Consider the following 16206-nt stretch of genomic DNA (forward strand, 5'->3'; position numbering starts at 1 on the left):
ATCCACACACGGTACCAAGCGTTGTACGCCGTGGGAGACGAACCCCTCACGACGGGGCCCTCAGGAGGCATTCAGACATGGGCGAGCGTGCGCTACGCGGCACCAGACTCGGGGCGACCAGCTACGAGAACGACCGCAACACCGATCTGGCCCCGCGCCAAGAGGTGTCCTACACCTGCCCGAAGGGCCATCGATTCGACGTTCCGCTTGCCGCTGAAGCAGAGATCCCGGCGACCTGGGAGTGCCGCATGTGCGGCGCGACCGCCCTCCGGGTGGACGGCGAGCAGCCCGAGGCCAAGAAGGCCAAGCCCCCGCGAACGCACTGGGACATGCTGCTGGAACGCCGCACGATCGAGGACCTGGAGGAGGTGCTCAACGAGCGCCTGGCGATTCTACGCGCCCAGCGCCGCAAGAGCGCCTGACCGAATTCGGAGAGTCGGCGACCCCCGGCCCCGCGAGGGCCGGGGGTCCGTTCTTTCCCATCCCTGGGTTCTCCCTCTGACCGTCGCTTCCCCTCACTCGCCCCCGAGGCTCCCAAGAGCCTCGCCCTCCCGCTCGGAAAGAGCGTCCCTGCCTCGAGGGTCGTCCGGCTCTTCCTGGCGGTGAGCGAGGTGAAGTGGCCTAACCGATTGGCTGGGAATTGGTCCTTAAGGTTGATCCACTTCCCGGCTAGGGTCGCTTCCATGACCATTTCGACCAGTGAGGACACCGGCGGTTCCGCGCCGACGACGGCCCATGAGAAAGCCACGGCGCTACGGGCGCTGCACGTACCTGGCCGTCCGCTGGTGGTGCCCAACGTCTGGGACGCCGCGTCGGCCCGTGCGGTCGAGGCGGCGGGCTTCCCGGTGGTCGCCACCGGCAGCGCCGCGATCGCCCCGGTGCTCGGCTACGACGACGGCGAGGAGACCCCGGTCGAGGAGATGCTGGCCGCGATCGCCAGGATCAGCCGTTCGGTCGGCCTGCCCGTCACCGCCGACATGGAGCGCGGCTACCGGCTTGAGCCCGCCGAGCTGGTCGAGCGGCTCGTCGCCGCGGGGGCCTCAGGCTGCAACCTGGAGGACTCCGACCCCCGTACGGGCGCGATGATCGACATCGACGAGCAGATCGCCTTCCTCTCCGCCGTCAGGAGTGCCGCGACCGGCGCGGGCGTGGACCTGGTGATCAACGCCCGAGTCGACGCCTACATGCAGGGGACGGGAAGCCCCGAGGAGCGGCTGACCGAATCCGTGCGGCGGGGGCGCGGCTACCTGGAGGCGGGCGCCGACTGCGTCTATCCGATCTTGGTGGCCGAGGCGGGGGCCATTCGCGCGCTGGTCGAGGGTGTCGACGGGCCGATCAACATCCTGTTCCGTCCCGGCACACCGTCCATCGGCGAGCTCGCGGCCCTCGGGGTGGCCCGCGTGAGTTTCGGCCACGGCCTGCACGAGGCCGTGCGGGCGTACGCGGCGCGGATGCTCGCGGCGATCCGGGACGGCGAGAGCCCTTATCCCCCCGAGCTTCCCACCCCCTGACTCCGACGAGCCGGGCCCTGTAACCGTCTGATCTCGACGGCCCTGGGCCCCGTGACCCGTCCGTCCCCACGGGGCCCGATGCCCTCCGACCTTGGCACCCGGGCCCCCTCACGCCTCCGCCCGAAGGGGTTGGCGATCACCAATCGTCGGCGGGCAGGTCGACGCCGTTGACGCGGTCGTAGATCACCACCCCGTCGGACAGCCTGACCACGCGCACCCTCCTGGCGAGCCCGGCCGTCTCCAGGCTGTGCGCCGAGTTCACCGCGTACTTCGGGAAGTGATAGCGGTCGCGGGTGCCGCCGTGCGGCTCGTCACGCTCGCAGACCACCTCGTAGCGGTCCTCCGGCCATACCGGAGGCGGTGGCGTCTTCTGTCCTCGACCGGCGAGCCTGCTCATCGGCCCGTCTCCTCTCCTGGAATGTTCACGTCAAGTGAGCGAGACAGTCACCACGTGCTTGGTTTAGACATTCGTAATCACCCCATTATGGCCATGCGCAACCGAAGAACTGTAAGGTGAGCTCCCCTCGTAGTGATTGGCTGATCAGCCAGTCGCGACCCGAACCACCTCACGGCCATCCCACGGCCATCCCACGACCACTCCCGCATGCCAGCCCGGCCTGACCCCGTCCTGGCACGTTCCATTACTCTCCCGCATGCCAGGAGTTCGTCATGTCCCCCATCGACCATTTCGCCTACGGGCTCGTCACGCCGGTCGCCTCGTACATCATGTCGAGCACCGGATCCCTGCTGGGACTGCTGTTCGCCGCGCGGGCCCGAGGGGCGGAGGGCCGCTCACGCGCGCTCTGGCTCGGCGGCGCGGCCCTGTCCATCGGCGGGACCGGCATCTGGGTGATGCACTTCATCGCGATGATGGGCTTCGACGTCATGGGCACGTCGATCCGCTACGACGTCCCGCTCACCGTCGCGTCCGCGCTGCTCGCGATCGTCGTCGTCGGCGCCGGTCTGTTCCTGGTCTCGCACAGGGAGAACAGCACCGGCGCGCTCCTCGGCGGCGGGCTGCTGACCGGCCTGGGCGTGGCCGGAATGCACTATCTGGGCATGGCGGCCATGAACATGTCCGCACACGTGAGCTACGACCCTCTCCTGGTCGGACTGTCACTGATCATCGCGGTGGTCGCGGCGACGGTGGCACTCTGGTTCAGCGTGCGCGTGCGCGGGGCACTCGCCACCACCGGCGCCGCCCTGCTGATGGGCTTCGCGGTGAATGGGATGCACTACACCGGCATGTTCGCCATCGGGGTCGAGCTCCACGACACCTCCGCGCCGACGAGCGGGGCGCAGGGCATGGATTTCATGCTGCCTCTGCTCGTCGGGATCAGCATGCTCAGCCTCGGCCTGCTCCTGGCGATCTTCCTGTCCCCCTCTGAAGAAGAGATGCGCGAGGACGCGAGACTCCTGTCCCAACTGCGGCGCGATCGCCCGAGCGAGAACCCTCAGCCCGCAGGATCGATGGAGCCCCACGCGCGGCCGGCCCGGCGGCACGAGCCCTCCCTCTTCGACGACCACAGCTCCGGGCACTGACCGAGGACCGGGCACCCGGACCCGGCAGTGCCGCCCCTCGTCCTCCTCTGCCTCGGCTCCGGAGAAACCCGTGGCACCGACCGCCTCCCCGCGGGCACACTGCCCCCGTGAGCGAAACGTCGGGCCGCACGGTGAGCGCCCTCGTGACGTCGGGCACCGAATGGCTGGGAACCATCGGCCCGTTCCCCGTGGCCGAACCCTGGTGGGCCGAGGTCGGTTCGATCGTGACCCATCTGGAGGGCGTGCTGGGCGCACCCGTGGTGGTACTGCGCCTGGTCGACGTCGAGAACGGCGGCCACGGCCCTCGCGACGGCCACACGACCTATCACGTCGAGGCCCTGAACCGTCCCGCGGCCGGTCTGGCCCGCCTCCGGCCCGGCGCCCCGGACACGATCGGCAGGCCGGTCCCGGGAGACCTGGCGGGCCCCGTGGCGCACCGGGCGGAGTGGGCGAAGGCGTCGGGAGTGCGCGAGGCACTGGCCTGGGCCCAGGCCGCGCTGCGTGAGGCGGGCAGGCCCGCCGAGGGGCCTGCCCGGCAGGTGAAGACCTGGAACCTGGCGGGGCTGTTCCGCATCCCCACGCGCCCGGGACCGGTCTGGCTGAAGATCACTCCTGGGTTCGCCGCCGACGAGGCCCGCGCGATCGGGATGCTCGCGGCGAAGGATCCCGGTCTGGTGCCCGCGATCGTGGCGGCCGACGTCCCGAACCGGCGGGTGCTCCTGGAGCACGTGCCCGGCGGCGACTGTCACGGGGCGTCGCGGGAGATCGTCGCCGAGGCGGTGAGCCGCCTGGCGAGGGCACAGGCGGCTCTCGCCGAACACGGGTGCGGGCCACCCGATGGACTTCCCGACCGCACCCCCTCGGCTCTGGCCGCGCTGGTGGGCGAGCTGCTCACCGGTGAGGCGGCCGACGACCTGAAAGCCGGGGAGTTGCGCCTCGCCCACCGGCTCGCCGATCGTCTGCCGTCGCTCGCCGCCTCGCTGGAGTCATGCGGCCTGCCGTGCACGCTGGTGCACGGCGACTTCCATCCGGGCAACTGGATGGCGGGACCGCGCGGCACCGTCGTGCTGGACCTCGCCGACAGCCACTACGGCCATCCCGTCCTCGACGGCCTGCGCCCCCGTGACTTCCTGCCCGCCGACCTCTGGGAAGCGGCCGCGGAAGCCTGGTGCGAGACGTGGGCGGCGGCCGTCCCCGGCTGCCACCCGGCCCGCGCACTGATCCTGGCGGAACCTCTGCAGCACCTCGCGTACGCCGTCCGCTATCAGGAGTTTCTCAACAACATCGAGCCCAGCGAGCGGCGGTACCACGAGGGCGACCCGGCGCAGGCCGTCCGCGCGGCCGTGGCCGCCGCCGAGGCGATCGGCGTTCTCTGAAGGACGCCTGTTCTTCAGAGAGGCCTCCCGCCGGAAGGTCATCGGGGACGGCGCGGCGCCGCCGGACCTCTCCGCGCCCGCGGGCCGTTTCCCCGCCGGCCGTTCGATCGCCTGTCACTCACCCGCGCACAGGACGGGAGCCTTCTGGTGCGGGTAGACGTGGTCCAGATCGTGGCCGGGAGGCAGGACGCAACGGCGCTCGCCGCCCTCGGTGTGCGGGCACCGCAGCGCGTCGCTGCGGCGCGGCAACGTCGCCGTCTCCTCGCTCCCGGCGTCGGTGACGACGGCTTCGTCAGTCATGATGCGTGTCCTTCTGTGACGTCCGGGCGGTGACGGCCGGATGGTGGGCGGCCTGGACGACGGCCCGCGCGGGAGAGGAGGGGAACGGGCGTCGTGAGGACTCCTGTCCACCGATCGGCCGCACGTGCGGCGCGGCGATGCGTCCTCGCGAGTTCCGGATGCACAGAACAAGTCATTGACGCTGCTCTGTTTGGTCACTGTTGGTCACTGTTGGTCACTGTTGGTCACTGTTGGTCACTGTCGAGAATCGGCACCTGCGCGCCGAAGGCGCGGCGACCAGTCTTTCAGAGTCCCGCCCGACCGCGCGAGTAGGGGGGAGCACCCGATCGTCACTCACTCCCTCGCCGTTTCGGCCACATTCCTCGGCTGTTTCGGTCGCATCATCTCTCCGGGAGGAAGGTGTTCGCGAGCGCCGTGCCCTCCAGCTCACCCCAGGCCCTAAGGTGATCAAGCCCCCATAACATCGCGATAGGGATTTTTTGGGAGATCCCTCCGCATGCTTCTCACTAATACCTTGACATCACCCCTCACAAGGAGTGTGCATGTTACGTCGAGGTACCCTTCTGGCTGGAGCCGCCACCGTGGCTCTGTACCTGGTCGCCACCGTGTCGCCCGCCGTCGCGACGACCGCCCCCCCTGCCCCTGCCCCCCAGCCTCCGGCCGCGATGCTTGAGGCTCTCCAGCGCGACCTCGGCCTCACCGCCGAGCAGGCCGTCCAGCGCCTGGCCAACGAGCACCGCGCGGCCGCCTCGGAGTCCGCCCTGACCCGGGAACTGGGCGCCAAGTACGGCGGCGCCTGGCTCAACGGCGACGCCTCCCAGCTCTCCGTGGCCACCACCGACGCCTCCGCCGCGGCTGCCATCAAGGCCAAGGGCGCGCAGCCCGTGGTCGTCAGCCGCTCCCTCGCCGACCTCGAGGCCGTCAAGGCCAAGCTCGACGGCGCGTCGGCGGAGGCGAAGGCCGGCGCCTCCCTCTGGTACGTCGACGTCACGACCAACAGCGTCGTGATCCTCACCGGCGACCAGGCCGCGGGCGAGGCCCTCGCCGCGGCCGCGGGCGCGGACAAGGGCGTCGTGAAGGTGACGCTCTCCACCGAGAAGCCCGAGCCCTTCATCGACATCATCGGCGGCAACGCCTACTACATCGGCGGCAGCCGCTGCAGCATCGGCTTCTCCGTGTGGCGGGGCAGCACCCCCGGCTTCGTGACCGCCGGTCACTGCGGCAGGGCGGGCAACACCACCACCAGCCCGTCCGGCACCTTCCAGGGCTCGTCGTTCCCCGGTAACGACTACGCCTGGGTCGCCACCCCCGGTCACACTCCGCGGCCCTGGGTCCGCGGCTCCGGCGGCGCCAACGTGGTCGTCCGCGGCTCCACCCAGGCCTCGGTCGGCTCCTCGATCTGCCGCTCCGGCTCCACCACGGGCTGGCGCTGCGGCACCATCCAGCAGCACAACGCGAGCGTCACCTACGCACAGGGCACGGTGAGCGGCCTGACCCGCACCAGCGCGTGCGCCCAGCCAGGCGACTCCGGCGGCTCCTTCATCTCCGGCAACCAGGCACAGGGCGTCACCTCCGGTGGTTCGGGCAACTGCTCCATCGGCGGCACCACCTACCACCAGCCGGTCAACGAGATCCTCTCTGCGTACGGGCTGACACTCGTCACCGGCTGATCTCGCCTCCTCACCAGCCTGCTCCCCGTGAGCAACCCCCCGATGGCCGAGGAGGCCCGCCAGAAATGTCAAGGATCATTCGCTCCTGCGTCGCCCTCATCCTGGGGCTGGCCTTCCTGGTGACGGTCACCCCCGCCCAGGCCGCGCCCGCCCACGCGGCGGACGCCCGCACGGCAGCGGTTCGCGTGCTCAGGTATGACGCGAGCAGGGCCGCGGAGTTCCGATCCGCCGTCGACCAGGCGGCCCAGATCTGGAACTCCAGCGTCTCGAACGTACGACTGGTGGCCGGCAGCCCCGCGGACTTCGTGGTGCTCGCCGACAACGGCTGGCCCCGTGCGCAGCCCACCAGCCTCGGCCGCGGAACCGTGTGGATGGGCCGTCAGGCGACCGCGGAGGGTCACAACCCACTGCGGATCGCCGCCCACGAGATCGGCCACATCCTGGGCCTGCCCGACCGGCGTACCGGCCGGTGCACGGACCTGATGTCCGGTGCGAGCGCGGGTACGAGTTGTACCAACGCGAACCCGAACGCGGCGGAGAAAGCCGAGGTCCAGCGCAACTTCGCCGGATTCGCCCCGGCGGTCGACTTCGGTCGGATCTACGTCGACAGTCCCGAGCACGCGGCGTCCTAGACTCCCGCGAGCACCTCGCCGGTCCGGCCGTCCCCTCGGCCGGGCCGGCGAACCCGTGTCCGGGCACCGGCCCGGCCCCGGCGCCCCGGAGAGCCGCCCTTCGCCGCGAGCGAAAGGGCGGATCAAAGAGGCTTCTCGAAGCAGAGGGAGCCCGGGAGACGGTCGTAGGGCGGGAAGACCGGGACGGGCGTGTAGCCCTCCCTCTCGTACATCCTCACCGCGTCCGGCTGGCGGGGACCGGTCTGCAGGACGACCCGGGGCGCGCCCAGCGCGCGGGCGGCGTCCTCGGCGGCGGCCAGCAGGGCCCGCGCCACGCGGGTGCCCCGATGGGACGGGGTCACGAACATCCGCTTGAGCTCCAGGTCGCCACCGAGCCTGCGCAACGCCACGTGCCCGACCGCGACGCCCTCCGCCACATAGGCGACCCCGGTGTAGGCGACGGTCTCCGGCTCGACGTTCATGCCATCGGGCACGAGGCCGATGACGGCGAGCAGGTCGGCGTAGCGGGCGTCCATCTCCTCCGTCATCGCTCCGCGGAGCGCCACGGCCGCCGCGTCGTCCCAGCCGACCGGCCTGACCTCGACCAGGCCGGCTCCCTGTGCGAACGCGGTCATCGCGAACCCGTCCCTCTCCACACTCTCCCGGTGTCGTTCTTCCCGCCGCGAACCGTCCCGGGCGCGCCGTGCGTCACGTCTTCACACCCTCACGGTCCACAATCACACTAAATCCCGACCTAAAAAGAAGAAAAACGGGATTCTCCATCACCTTCGTCGGCGCCCGTCATCGTCCACGGCAGGATCTCACGGGCACAGGAGCACGGCGAGGTGTCCGGAGGGTCGGCCGGCGGAGACGGGGAAGGAACCGGGGATGACCCGTTCCCACATCAGCGTCTCCGTGGACGCGCACGCCCGGCCCGAGCAGGTGTTCTCGGTCCTGACCGACTGGCCGAGGCACCACGAGTGGATGGTCCTGACCCGGGCGCGCGTCACCGCCGGGGACGGTCGCGGCACCGGGAGCCGGCTGGAGGCCTTCACCGGGGTGGGACCGGCCGGGTTCCTCGACACCATGGAGATCACCGAGTGGGATCCGCCGAGGAGCGTGGGAGTCCGCCACACCGGACGACTGGTGCGCGGCACCGGGGTTTTCCGCGTGCTGCCCCGCGAGGGCGGCGGCAGCACGATCCTCTGGAAGGAGGACCTCGACGTGCCGTTCGGCGCGGCCGGGCGGCTCGGCTGGCGGGTGATCAAACCGCTGAACGCGGCCCTGTTCCGGCTCTCGCTGCGCCGCCTGGCCGCGCTCAGCGACCGATGATCCCCCGGTCGGAGTCCTTGGTCCCGCCTGGACCTCCCGCGTCACCCGGCTCGTCGCGGATGACCTCGCCGTGGACGACCGGCCCGGAACCCGGGGGCCTCCCGCCGTCGCGTAACACGTCGAAGGGCGAGCCCGCGCCGAACGGCGAGCCGAGCCCGGCAGCACCCGCGTTCCTGGCGACGAGAGTGCGGATCCGGCGGGCGAGAAGCCAGGATCCGAGCCCGCGGACCATCGGCCGGGTGAACGGCAGCAGGCACAGGAGACCGAGGACGTCCGAGAGGAATCCCGGAGCGATCAGCAGCATGCCGCCCACGAGGGTCAGCCCGCCACCGGCGAGCTCGCGCTCGGGTGCCCGGCCGCTCTGCAGCGCCTCCTGGAGGCTGCGCCAGGCCCGGCGGCCCTCGCGGCGCACGACCCAGGCGCCGAGCAGGCTGCCGGCGAGCAGGAGGGCCACCGTGGGCCACCCGCCGATGAGCTGACCGACCTGGATGAGCACCCATATCTCGAGGAACGGCACCACGAGAAAGGTCAGGAACAGCAGAATGCGCATTTTTCGCCTCAACTCGTGCGACAGCCGTACGACATGAACAACGTCCCGGAGCGGCGGCGCGTTCCGCGTTCGCTCAGCGTGGACGGTTTCCTCACCGTCCTCACCGTCCTCAGCCGACTCTCAGGGCGGTGCTCCCCTCCGAGCCGGGGGCGGCCTCACGGAAGCGGCGCGGGCGGCCAGGATCGGCCGGTCGCGCGACCGCGGGGCCAGGGGTCAGCGACCTCGGCGGCGGCGCAGGCGGGCGGGCAGGCCGGTGACACCCCAGACGGTGACCCGCCACAGCGCCTCGACCACGATGCCGCGGCTCATCTTGCTCGCCCCGACGGTGCGCTCCACGAATGTGATGGGCACCTCGGTGACGCGCATCCCACCGCGAGCCGTACGCAGGGTCAGGTCCACCTGGAAGCAGTAGCCCCGCGACTCGACGTCGTGCAGGCTGATCTCCTCCAGGGCCGAGGCACGGTAGGCGCGGAAGCCCGCCGTGGCGTCCCGGACCGGGAGGCCCAGCATCAGCCGGGTGTAGACGTTCGCACCGCGTGACAGGAACTCCCGCGAGACCGGCCAGTTGACGACCTTGCCACCGGGCACCCACCGGGAGCCGATCGCCAGATCGGCCCCCTCGGCCAGCGCGTCCAGCAGCTTGGGCAGCTCTTCCGGCTGGTGGGATCCGTCGGCGTCTATCTCCACGAGGACGCCGAACCCCTCCCCAAGACCCCAGTGGAAACCCGCGATGTAGGCGGCGCCCAACCCCTGCTTGCCACCCGGCCGGTGCAGCACGTGGACGTGGTCGTCGTCGGCCGCCAGCTTGTCGGCGATCGCCCCCGTGCCGTCGGGGCTGTCGTCGTCCGCGATCAGGAGGTGGGCGTCGGGGACGGCCTCGCGCAGCCGCCGGGTGATCAGCGGCAGGTTCTCCCGCTCGTTGTACGTCGGGACGATGACGAGCACCCGACCAAGCATCCGCTCCATCACGCGTCTCCCACCTGCTGATCGTCCTCCCGGTTCGCGAGGTGCCCCGCACCGGGCGTCCGGCGCCGCCAGGCGGTGGCCACCGCACCCGCACCCACAAGTATCAAGGCCCACTCGGGCAGCGCACCCACGCGTGTGGCGATGGTTTGCGCGGTCCTGACCGGAACGGTCAGGACGTTCATGGCGGGAACCAGCTCGCCGGTACGCCAGGCGATCGAACCATTCGGGGTCACATATGCCGATATACCAGTAATTGCGGAAGTGATCACAGCCCGATTGTGCTCCACGGCCCGCAACTGGGACATGGCGAGTTGCTGCGACGGCAGGTTGGTCAGGGCGTAGGTGGCGTTGTTGGTCTGCACCACCAACGGTGTGGCACCCGTCCTGGCGGTGTCGCCCACGATGCCGTCGAAGGCCACCTCGTAGCAGTTGATCGCGCCGACGGTCACCGGACCCAACCTGAGGTCGCCGTCGCGGGTGCCCGCCACCGACTGCTTGCCGACCAGGGAGGCCCGCTCGAACAGGGCGAGCACGAGACCCTGGAGCGGGGTGAACTCCCCGAAGGGGACCAGCTGCTGCTTGTCGTAGTGGGCGCCAGGGCCGGTGACCGGGTCCCAGACGATGCTGCGGGTCGCCCGGTTGTTCTCCCCGATCCCGACCACGGCGCCGACCAGGACGGGCACCCCGATGTCCTTGACCGCCGCGTCGATCTCGCTCCGGGCGAACTCGTTGCGCAGCGGGTCGATGTCGGTGGAGTTCTCCGGCAGCACGACCAGGTCGGGACGGGGTGTCCTGCCCTCTCGCACATCCCGTGCCATCTGGTGGAGCATCCGGGTGTGGTTGCCGAGGACCACGGCGGGCTCGTCGCCCAGCGGGTGCATACCCCGGCCGGGAACGTTGCCCTGGATGACGCCGACGGTCACGCTCCTGCCCTCGTCGCCGTACCGGGGAACGGCGAGGGCCGCGACCGGCACGGCCAGCGCCCCGGCGAGCGGCAGGGCCAGTGCCCGCCCCCAGCGCGAGTCCCGGGCACGACGGGAGCCGGGAACCACGGGAGAGCCGGAGGATTCGGGCGGAACCTCGGCCGAGGCCGGGAGCCGATCCTTGCGCGAGAGCGAACCTTGGGACTCGGCCGGGGTCGGAACCTGAGCCGAGGCCGTGCTTGGGGCCGGGGCCGGGGCTGTGGTCGGAGCCGGGGCCGGGAAAAAGCGCAGCGCCGCCAGGGCGAGCAGGCCACCGCACAAAGCCACCGCGAAGCTCACCAGCGGCGCCCCGCCGAGCGCGGCGTACGGGGTGAAGATCGACTCTCCCTGGCTGAAGGCCACTCGCGCCCAGGGAAATCCACCGAAGGGGAACTGCCCCCGCGCCCACTCGGCCGCCACCCAGAGCGCGGCGCCCCACAGCGGCCACAGACGCAACCGGGTCACCACGGCGACGCCCGTCCCCCATGCGGCGTAGAAGGCGCTCTCCATGGCGACCAGACCCAGCCAGGCGTCGGTGCCGATCGGGCTCACCCAGTGCAGAGCGGGCAGCAGCAGGGCGAGCCCGGTGAGGAGGCCGAGCCACGTACCCCGGCGCGGGCGAGTGCCACGTACCGCCAGGATCGCCGAGGCCATGCCGAGCGGCGCGAGGAACCAGAGCCCGAGCGGCGGGAAGGCGAGGAACATCAGCAGACCGCCGACCACCGCGCCCGCGGCCCGGGCGAGCGGCACCAGGCGCGACCCGGGGGACGAAACCTCCGCGCCGGGCGGGACGTCCGCGACACCGTCTACCGAAGCGGCCGCAGGCACGGCCGCGGCATCCTCCACCGAGCCGTCCACCGAACCGGTGGTCGCCCTCCTCGCGGGGCCGGTCGCCAAGCCGGCCACGGAACCGGCCGCCGCACCTCCCGCGGGAACGCCCCGCGCGGGCCGCTCCGGTACCGGAGCGGCCGTCTTGTCCTGCACCACGGGCGAGGCTCCTTGCGATGTCGTGCGGCGGTTGACGTCTGGCCTTCCTGACCGGTCTTGCTAGCCGGAACGCTACCGTCCAGCAGGCACGCCCCCAAAAGTTCTCCGCCACATTAATCAGAAACAACACCAAAGCACTTCAAACCCAGCAAAACCACGATAAGCAGACTCCAGACGCGGCAACGGGGCGACCCGGGATGTCGATGGACACCCCGGGCCGCCCCGACGCTTGCGGCGCTCGCACGGGAGCGGGAAGAGGGCCCGGACGACCCTTCGGACCGGTTCCGTCCCGTCGGCGGCGAGCGCGGATTGCCGTTGTCTACTGGGTGCCCGGACCCCTCCTGGGTCCAACCCCCCGCCCGGAAGGAGTGCCCCGCCTCGACGGACTGCAGGCCCTGCGCCTGGCTGTACGGACGGGGGAAACCCCCGTCACGGGCGCAGGAGACTGCTATGTCGAAAAGCGGCCGACCGGCCAGTCCCGTGCTGGACTGGGCAGCAAACTACCGAGCCCAGCGCAGATGTCAACCGTGTCACTAACAGCGGAAACATCAAGTTTTCGCAGCTGGGACATGATCGACGAGAGCCGTCAATGCTCTCATGTGATCCGATGTCGCTCAAGTCGAACGAGGGCACCGGGAAGCGGGCCGTCGTGCACGACGCCAAGCCGCTGGGTGGCGCGGGTCAAGGCCACATAAAGATCGCTCGCCCCGCGCGGGGACTCGCCCAGGATCAGCTCCGGTTCGACCACGACGACCGCGTCGAACTCCAGCCCCTTGGCCTCGGCGACGGTCAGCACCGCCACCTGCGCGTCCAGGGCCGCGGCTCCCGGTCCGGCCACCGCGCCGTCGACGGAGCGGACCACGATCGTCCCGAACTCCTCGGCGCGCGACTCGGGGACGATCACGACAAGCCGCCCGCCCTCGACGACCTCGGCCTTGACGACCTCGGTGAGGGAGGCCGTCGGGGAGGCCGCCCACGGCCGCGCCCCCGTCTCCCTCACCGAGGCCGGGGCGCTCAGCGCCGGATCCACCAGGGTGAGCACGTCGGCGGCCACGGCCATCAGCTCGGCCGGGGTGCGGTAGTTGACGCTGAGGGTCTCCTCACGCCAGCGTCCCGCCACGTACGGATCCAGAACCCGCCCCCAGGAGCGCGCCCCGGCCGACGAACCGGTCTGGGCCAGGTCGCCGACGATCGTCATCGACCGCGTCGGGCAGCGGCGCATCAGCATGCGCCAGTCCATCGGCGACAGCTCCTGCGCCTCGTCGACGATGACGTGCCCGAAGGCCCAGGTGCGGTCGGCCGCCGCGCGCTCGGCGGTGGTCAGGAAGACGTCGTCACCGAGGTGACGGGCGGCGAACCTCTCCGCGTCCATGATGTCGGACAGGCCGGTCAGCTCCAGGACCTCCTTGGCGTAGGCGAGCTGGTGCTGTCGTTCGTCGAGCGCGGCGGCACGCTGCGCGGCCTGTTCCTCCTCGGCCATCCACGCTCCGGCCCGCAGCACGGCGGGGTCGATGTCACCGAGCAACTCGGCGGCCTCGTCCAGGAGCGGTACGTCGGACTCCGACCACCAGTCCTCCCCCTTGCGGGGCGGCTCGCGCAGCATCAGCTCCCGCTCGGCCTCGCCGAACTCGGACGCGGCGTGGTCGAGGCGCTCGCGGGAGGTGAACAGCCCGATCAGGAGCTGCTGCGGGGTGACGTAGGGCCACAGCCGGTTCAGTGCCGCCTTGACGGGCCGCTCGGTGCGAAGGTCCTCACGGATGTCGGCCAGCTCGTCGTCGTCGATCATCCCCTTGCCGAGCTGCCTGGCGGCCTGCCGGGCGAGCGCGTTGAGCAGGTGGCGGACGAAGACCGCGCGGGCCTCGTTGTGCGCCCTCTTGGAGCGGGCCGCCCGGCTGCGGGCGGCCTCCAGGACGTTTCCCTCCAGCTTGAGGGTGTAGCGGTCGAGCTTGATCTCGATCGGCTTGCGCGGCACCCGCTGCCGCTCGCGCACGGCCCGCGCGACGACCTGGGCCATCCGGGCGTCCCCCTTGACCGCGGCCACCTCCGCACGTTCCCTGCGGCGGGGGACGACCCCCGGGTACAGCTCGGAGACGGTCGACAGCAGCACGTCGGTCTCGCCCAGGGAGGGCAGCACCTGCTCGATATAGCGCAGGAAGGTCAGGTTCGGACCGAGGATGAGCACGCCCCTGCGGGCCAGTTTCTCCCGGTGGGTGTAGAGGAGGTAGGCGGCGCGGTGCAGCGCGACCACGGTCTTACCGGTGCCGGGACCGCCCTGCACGACCAGCACCCCGTTGAGGTCGGAGCGGATGATGCGGTCCTGTTCCGACTGGATGGTGGCCACGATGTCACGCATCCGGCCGGTGCGCTTGGCCCCGAGGGAGGCCAGCAGCGCGGCCTCCCCGTTGAGGGTGGCCACGTCCTCCTCGGTGAGGCTGTCGAGGTCGAGGAGGTCGTCGTCGATCCCGATCACCGTACGACCCTTGGTCTGCAGGTGCCTGCGCCGGGTGACGCCCATCGAGGCCGCGGGGGTGGCGCCGTAGAAGGGCTGCGCCACCGGCGCCCGCCAGTCGATCAGCATCCGGCGCTGGTCGTCGTCGGCCATGCCGATGCGGCCTATGTAGAGTGAGGTGTCGTCGGCGTTGTCGAGCCGGCCGAAGCACAGGCCGTTCTCGACCGCCCACAGACGGCCCAGGCGTTCGGCGTACATCCCCGCGAAGCTGTCGCGCTCGGAGCGGTTCTGGTGCGTGCCGCCACTTCCGCCCTGCGCGAGAACACTGTCCAGCTGTCGCTGGGTGCGCTCGCGCAGCAGATCAAGCCGGGCATAAAGGCGGGAAACATACTCCTGCTCCCTGGCCAGCTCGATTTGACGGGTTGCCGTCGCTCCATTATCGTTACTAGTAATGGGATACTCCGGGCCATTGCACTGGTTGTTATGACAAACCATCACCCTAGCAGGTCCGTCGAGAAGTTTACCCACCCCGCCGTCATCACAGCTTGATTGCGGCCTCCCCTGCCCGCTTGACGAGAATCCGTTGGGTTCCTTAACTTCACTCGAAGTTAGGAAACTTTCCTAACTTCGCCTCACAGGTGGACGCGAGGACGTACGCGGAGGACCAGTGACCCAGCCGACGCCCGGCACCCCCAGCCTGCTGCGCGCGATCAACGACCGGGCCGCCCTGCAAGCGCTGCTGGAGCGCGGCCCGCTGACCCGCCCGGAGATCGGCGCCCTCACCGGCCTGTCCAAGCCCACCGCCTCGCAGCTCCTCATCCGCCTCCAGGAGGCGGGCCTGGTCATGCTCGACGGCATCCGCGAGGGGCTGCCCGGCCGCACCGCCGAGGTCTACCGGCTCAACCCCGCCGCCGCGCACGTCGCCGCGCTGGACGTCACACGCGCGGGCATCGACGTCAGGGTCGCCGACATCACCGGCACCGTGACCGGCGAGCACCACCTGCCCAGCTCCGGCCGCTCCGGCGGCGACGCGCTGGAGCGGGTCCGTGCCGCGCTGCAGGGCGCGAAAGCCCCCGCGGCACTGCGGCGCGTGGTCATCGGTGTGCAGGGCACGATCGACCCCGGCACGGGAAAGATGGCGTACGCCACCAGCAAGGACATGCCCGGCTGGCACATCCCCGACCTGGTCCGCACCCTCGGCGACGGCCTCGGCGTGCCGGTCTCCGTGGAGAACAACGTCAACCTCGTCGCCCAGGCCGAGCAGGCGCACGGCGTGGGCCGCGGGCACAGCGACTTCGTGCTGCTCTGGGCCGACGAGGGTCTGGGCGCCGCACTGGTCCTCGGCGGCCGGTTGCACCGGGGCGCCACCGGCGGCGCCGGGGAGGTCGGCTACATGCCCACCCCCGGCGCCCCGACCGCCAGGGACACCGGCCGCTACGCCAACCACGGCTACCAGGCCCTGACCGGCGGCCCGGCGGTACTCAAGATCCTCAGATCGTACGGCGTGCGCGGCACCACGCCCGCGCAGGCGGTACTGAACGCCGTGCGGGCCTCCACCTCCACCGGCAGGCGTGCCGACGACGCCCGCGCGGGGCTGCGCGACATCGCCTCCCGGCTGGCCGTCGGACTGGCCTCGATCACCTCGGTCGTCGACCCCGAGATCATCGTGCTGACCGGCGGAACCCTCCTCTCCGGCGGCGACACCCTGCGTGAGCTCGTCGAACACGAACTTCACGCGCTCACCATCCCCCGGCCCCCGCTGCTGCTGTCGACCGTCGAGGGCAACCCCGTCCTCGCCGGCGCGCTCGACCTCGCCCTCGCGACCGCCCGTCACGAGGTCTTCGGCTCCACCGTCCCCTCCTGACCCTCCCTGCCCTCGGCTGCCCTCCCCACCTCGTACGAAACCTCGCACGGAACTCCCCGGCAACTCGCCCGGATCCACCGCCATCA

At 71.0% G+C, this 16206-nt stretch carries 15 protein-coding genes; 8 read left to right on the plus strand and 7 right to left on the minus strand.

Annotated elements, in window-relative coordinates:
• The first annotated feature begins 77 nt into the window (after window positions 1–77).
• Both ACIBH4_RS12080 and ACIBH4_RS12085 read left to right on the plus strand, forming a co-directional pair.
• Complete coding sequence (locus ACIBH4_RS12080; RefSeq protein WP_350948341.1) at window positions 78–422, plus strand: RNA polymerase-binding protein RbpA; 345 nt, start codon at window positions 78–80, stop codon at window positions 420–422.
• A gap of 261 nt (window positions 423–683) precedes the next feature.
• On the plus strand, window positions 684–1511 hold the full coding sequence (locus ACIBH4_RS12085; protein ID WP_362516021.1) for an isocitrate lyase/phosphoenolpyruvate mutase family protein: 828 nt from the start codon (window positions 684–686) through the stop codon (window positions 1509–1511).
• 136 nt (window positions 1512–1647) lie between these two features.
• Here ACIBH4_RS12085 and ACIBH4_RS12090 read toward each other — a convergent pair whose 3' ends face one another.
• Window positions 1648–1908: a hypothetical protein gene (locus ACIBH4_RS12090; protein ID WP_362516018.1), complete on the minus strand. Its 261-nt coding sequence runs from the start codon at window positions 1906–1908 to the stop codon at window positions 1648–1650.
• Window positions 1909–2180: 272 nt separating this feature from the next.
• Here ACIBH4_RS12090 and ACIBH4_RS12095 point away from each other — a divergent pair, with 272 nt between their 5' ends.
• Both ACIBH4_RS12095 and ACIBH4_RS12100 read left to right on the plus strand, forming a co-directional pair.
• Complete coding sequence (locus tag ACIBH4_RS12095; protein ID WP_362516015.1) at window positions 2181–3053, plus strand: MHYT domain-containing protein; 873 nt, start codon at window positions 2181–2183, stop codon at window positions 3051–3053.
• 107 nt (window positions 3054–3160) lie between these two features.
• On the plus strand, window positions 3161–4429 hold the full coding sequence (locus ACIBH4_RS12100; protein WP_362516013.1) for an aminoglycoside phosphotransferase family protein: 1269 nt from the start codon (window positions 3161–3163) through the stop codon (window positions 4427–4429).
• 114 nt (window positions 4430–4543) lie between these two features.
• Here the strand turns inward: ACIBH4_RS12100 and ACIBH4_RS12105 are convergent, their stop codons facing one another.
• Complete coding sequence (locus tag ACIBH4_RS12105; RefSeq protein WP_362516011.1) at window positions 4544–4729, minus strand: hypothetical protein; 186 nt, start codon at window positions 4727–4729, stop codon at window positions 4544–4546.
• Window positions 4730–5271: 542 nt separating this feature from the next.
• Here ACIBH4_RS12105 and ACIBH4_RS12110 point away from each other — a divergent pair.
• Both ACIBH4_RS12110 and ACIBH4_RS12115 read left to right on the plus strand, forming a co-directional pair.
• Window positions 5272–6399, plus strand: a complete 1128-nt coding sequence (locus ACIBH4_RS12110) for a S1 family peptidase (RefSeq protein WP_362516007.1) — start codon at window positions 5272–5274, stop codon at window positions 6397–6399.
• A gap of 65 nt (window positions 6400–6464) precedes the next feature.
• A complete protein-coding gene (locus ACIBH4_RS12115) occupies window positions 6465–7031 on the plus strand; it encodes a snapalysin family zinc-dependent metalloprotease (RefSeq protein ID WP_362516005.1) in 567 nt (188 codons plus the stop codon).
• A 122-nt stretch (window positions 7032–7153) separates the two neighbouring features.
• On the opposite strand, the gene ACIBH4_RS12120 is transcribed toward ACIBH4_RS12115, so the two are convergent.
• Complete coding sequence (locus ACIBH4_RS12120) at window positions 7154–7645, minus strand: GNAT family N-acetyltransferase (protein ID WP_362767113.1); 492 nt, start codon at window positions 7643–7645, stop codon at window positions 7154–7156.
• Between the two features lie 253 nt (window positions 7646–7898).
• Here ACIBH4_RS12120 and ACIBH4_RS12125 point away from each other — a divergent pair, with 253 nt between their 5' ends.
• Window positions 7899–8342, plus strand: a complete 444-nt coding sequence (locus ACIBH4_RS12125; protein ID WP_362767110.1) for an SRPBCC family protein — start codon at window positions 7899–7901, stop codon at window positions 8340–8342.
• On the opposite strand, the gene ACIBH4_RS12130 is transcribed toward ACIBH4_RS12125, so the two are convergent.
• The 4 genes from ACIBH4_RS12130 to ACIBH4_RS12145 form a co-directional block, all read right to left on the minus strand.
• A complete protein-coding gene (locus ACIBH4_RS12130) occupies window positions 8329–8892 on the minus strand; it encodes an FxsA family protein (protein ID WP_362767108.1) in 564 nt (187 codons plus the stop codon). The genes ACIBH4_RS12125 and ACIBH4_RS12130 overlap by 14 nt on opposite strands.
• A 213-nt stretch (window positions 8893–9105) precedes the next feature.
• A complete protein-coding gene (locus ACIBH4_RS12135; protein ID WP_362515996.1) occupies window positions 9106–9858 on the minus strand; it encodes a polyprenol monophosphomannose synthase in 753 nt (250 codons plus the stop codon).
• Window positions 9858–11525, minus strand: coding sequence for an apolipoprotein N-acyltransferase (gene lnt, locus ACIBH4_RS12140; RefSeq protein ID WP_399172059.1), 1668 nt, complete (start codon window positions 11523–11525; stop codon window positions 9858–9860). Before lnt ends, ACIBH4_RS12135 begins: the two co-directional genes overlap by 1 nt.
• An 877-nt stretch (window positions 11526–12402) precedes the next feature.
• Window positions 12403–14751: an ATP-binding domain-containing protein gene (locus tag ACIBH4_RS12145; protein WP_362767102.1), complete on the minus strand. Its 2349-nt coding sequence runs from the start codon at window positions 14749–14751 to the stop codon at window positions 12403–12405.
• Window positions 14752–14923: 172 nt separating this feature from the next.
• Here ACIBH4_RS12145 and ACIBH4_RS12150 point away from each other — a divergent pair, with 172 nt between their 5' ends.
• On the plus strand, window positions 14924–16120 hold the full coding sequence (locus tag ACIBH4_RS12150) for an ROK family transcriptional regulator (protein WP_362515989.1): 1197 nt from the start codon (window positions 14924–14926) through the stop codon (window positions 16118–16120).
• Window positions 16121–16206 lie beyond the last annotated feature (86 nt).

The organism is Streptosporangium sp. NPDC050284, from assembly GCF_044459525.1.
In the GTDB taxonomy this organism is placed as follows: domain Bacteria; phylum Actinomycetota; class Actinomycetes; order Streptosporangiales; family Streptosporangiaceae; genus Streptosporangium.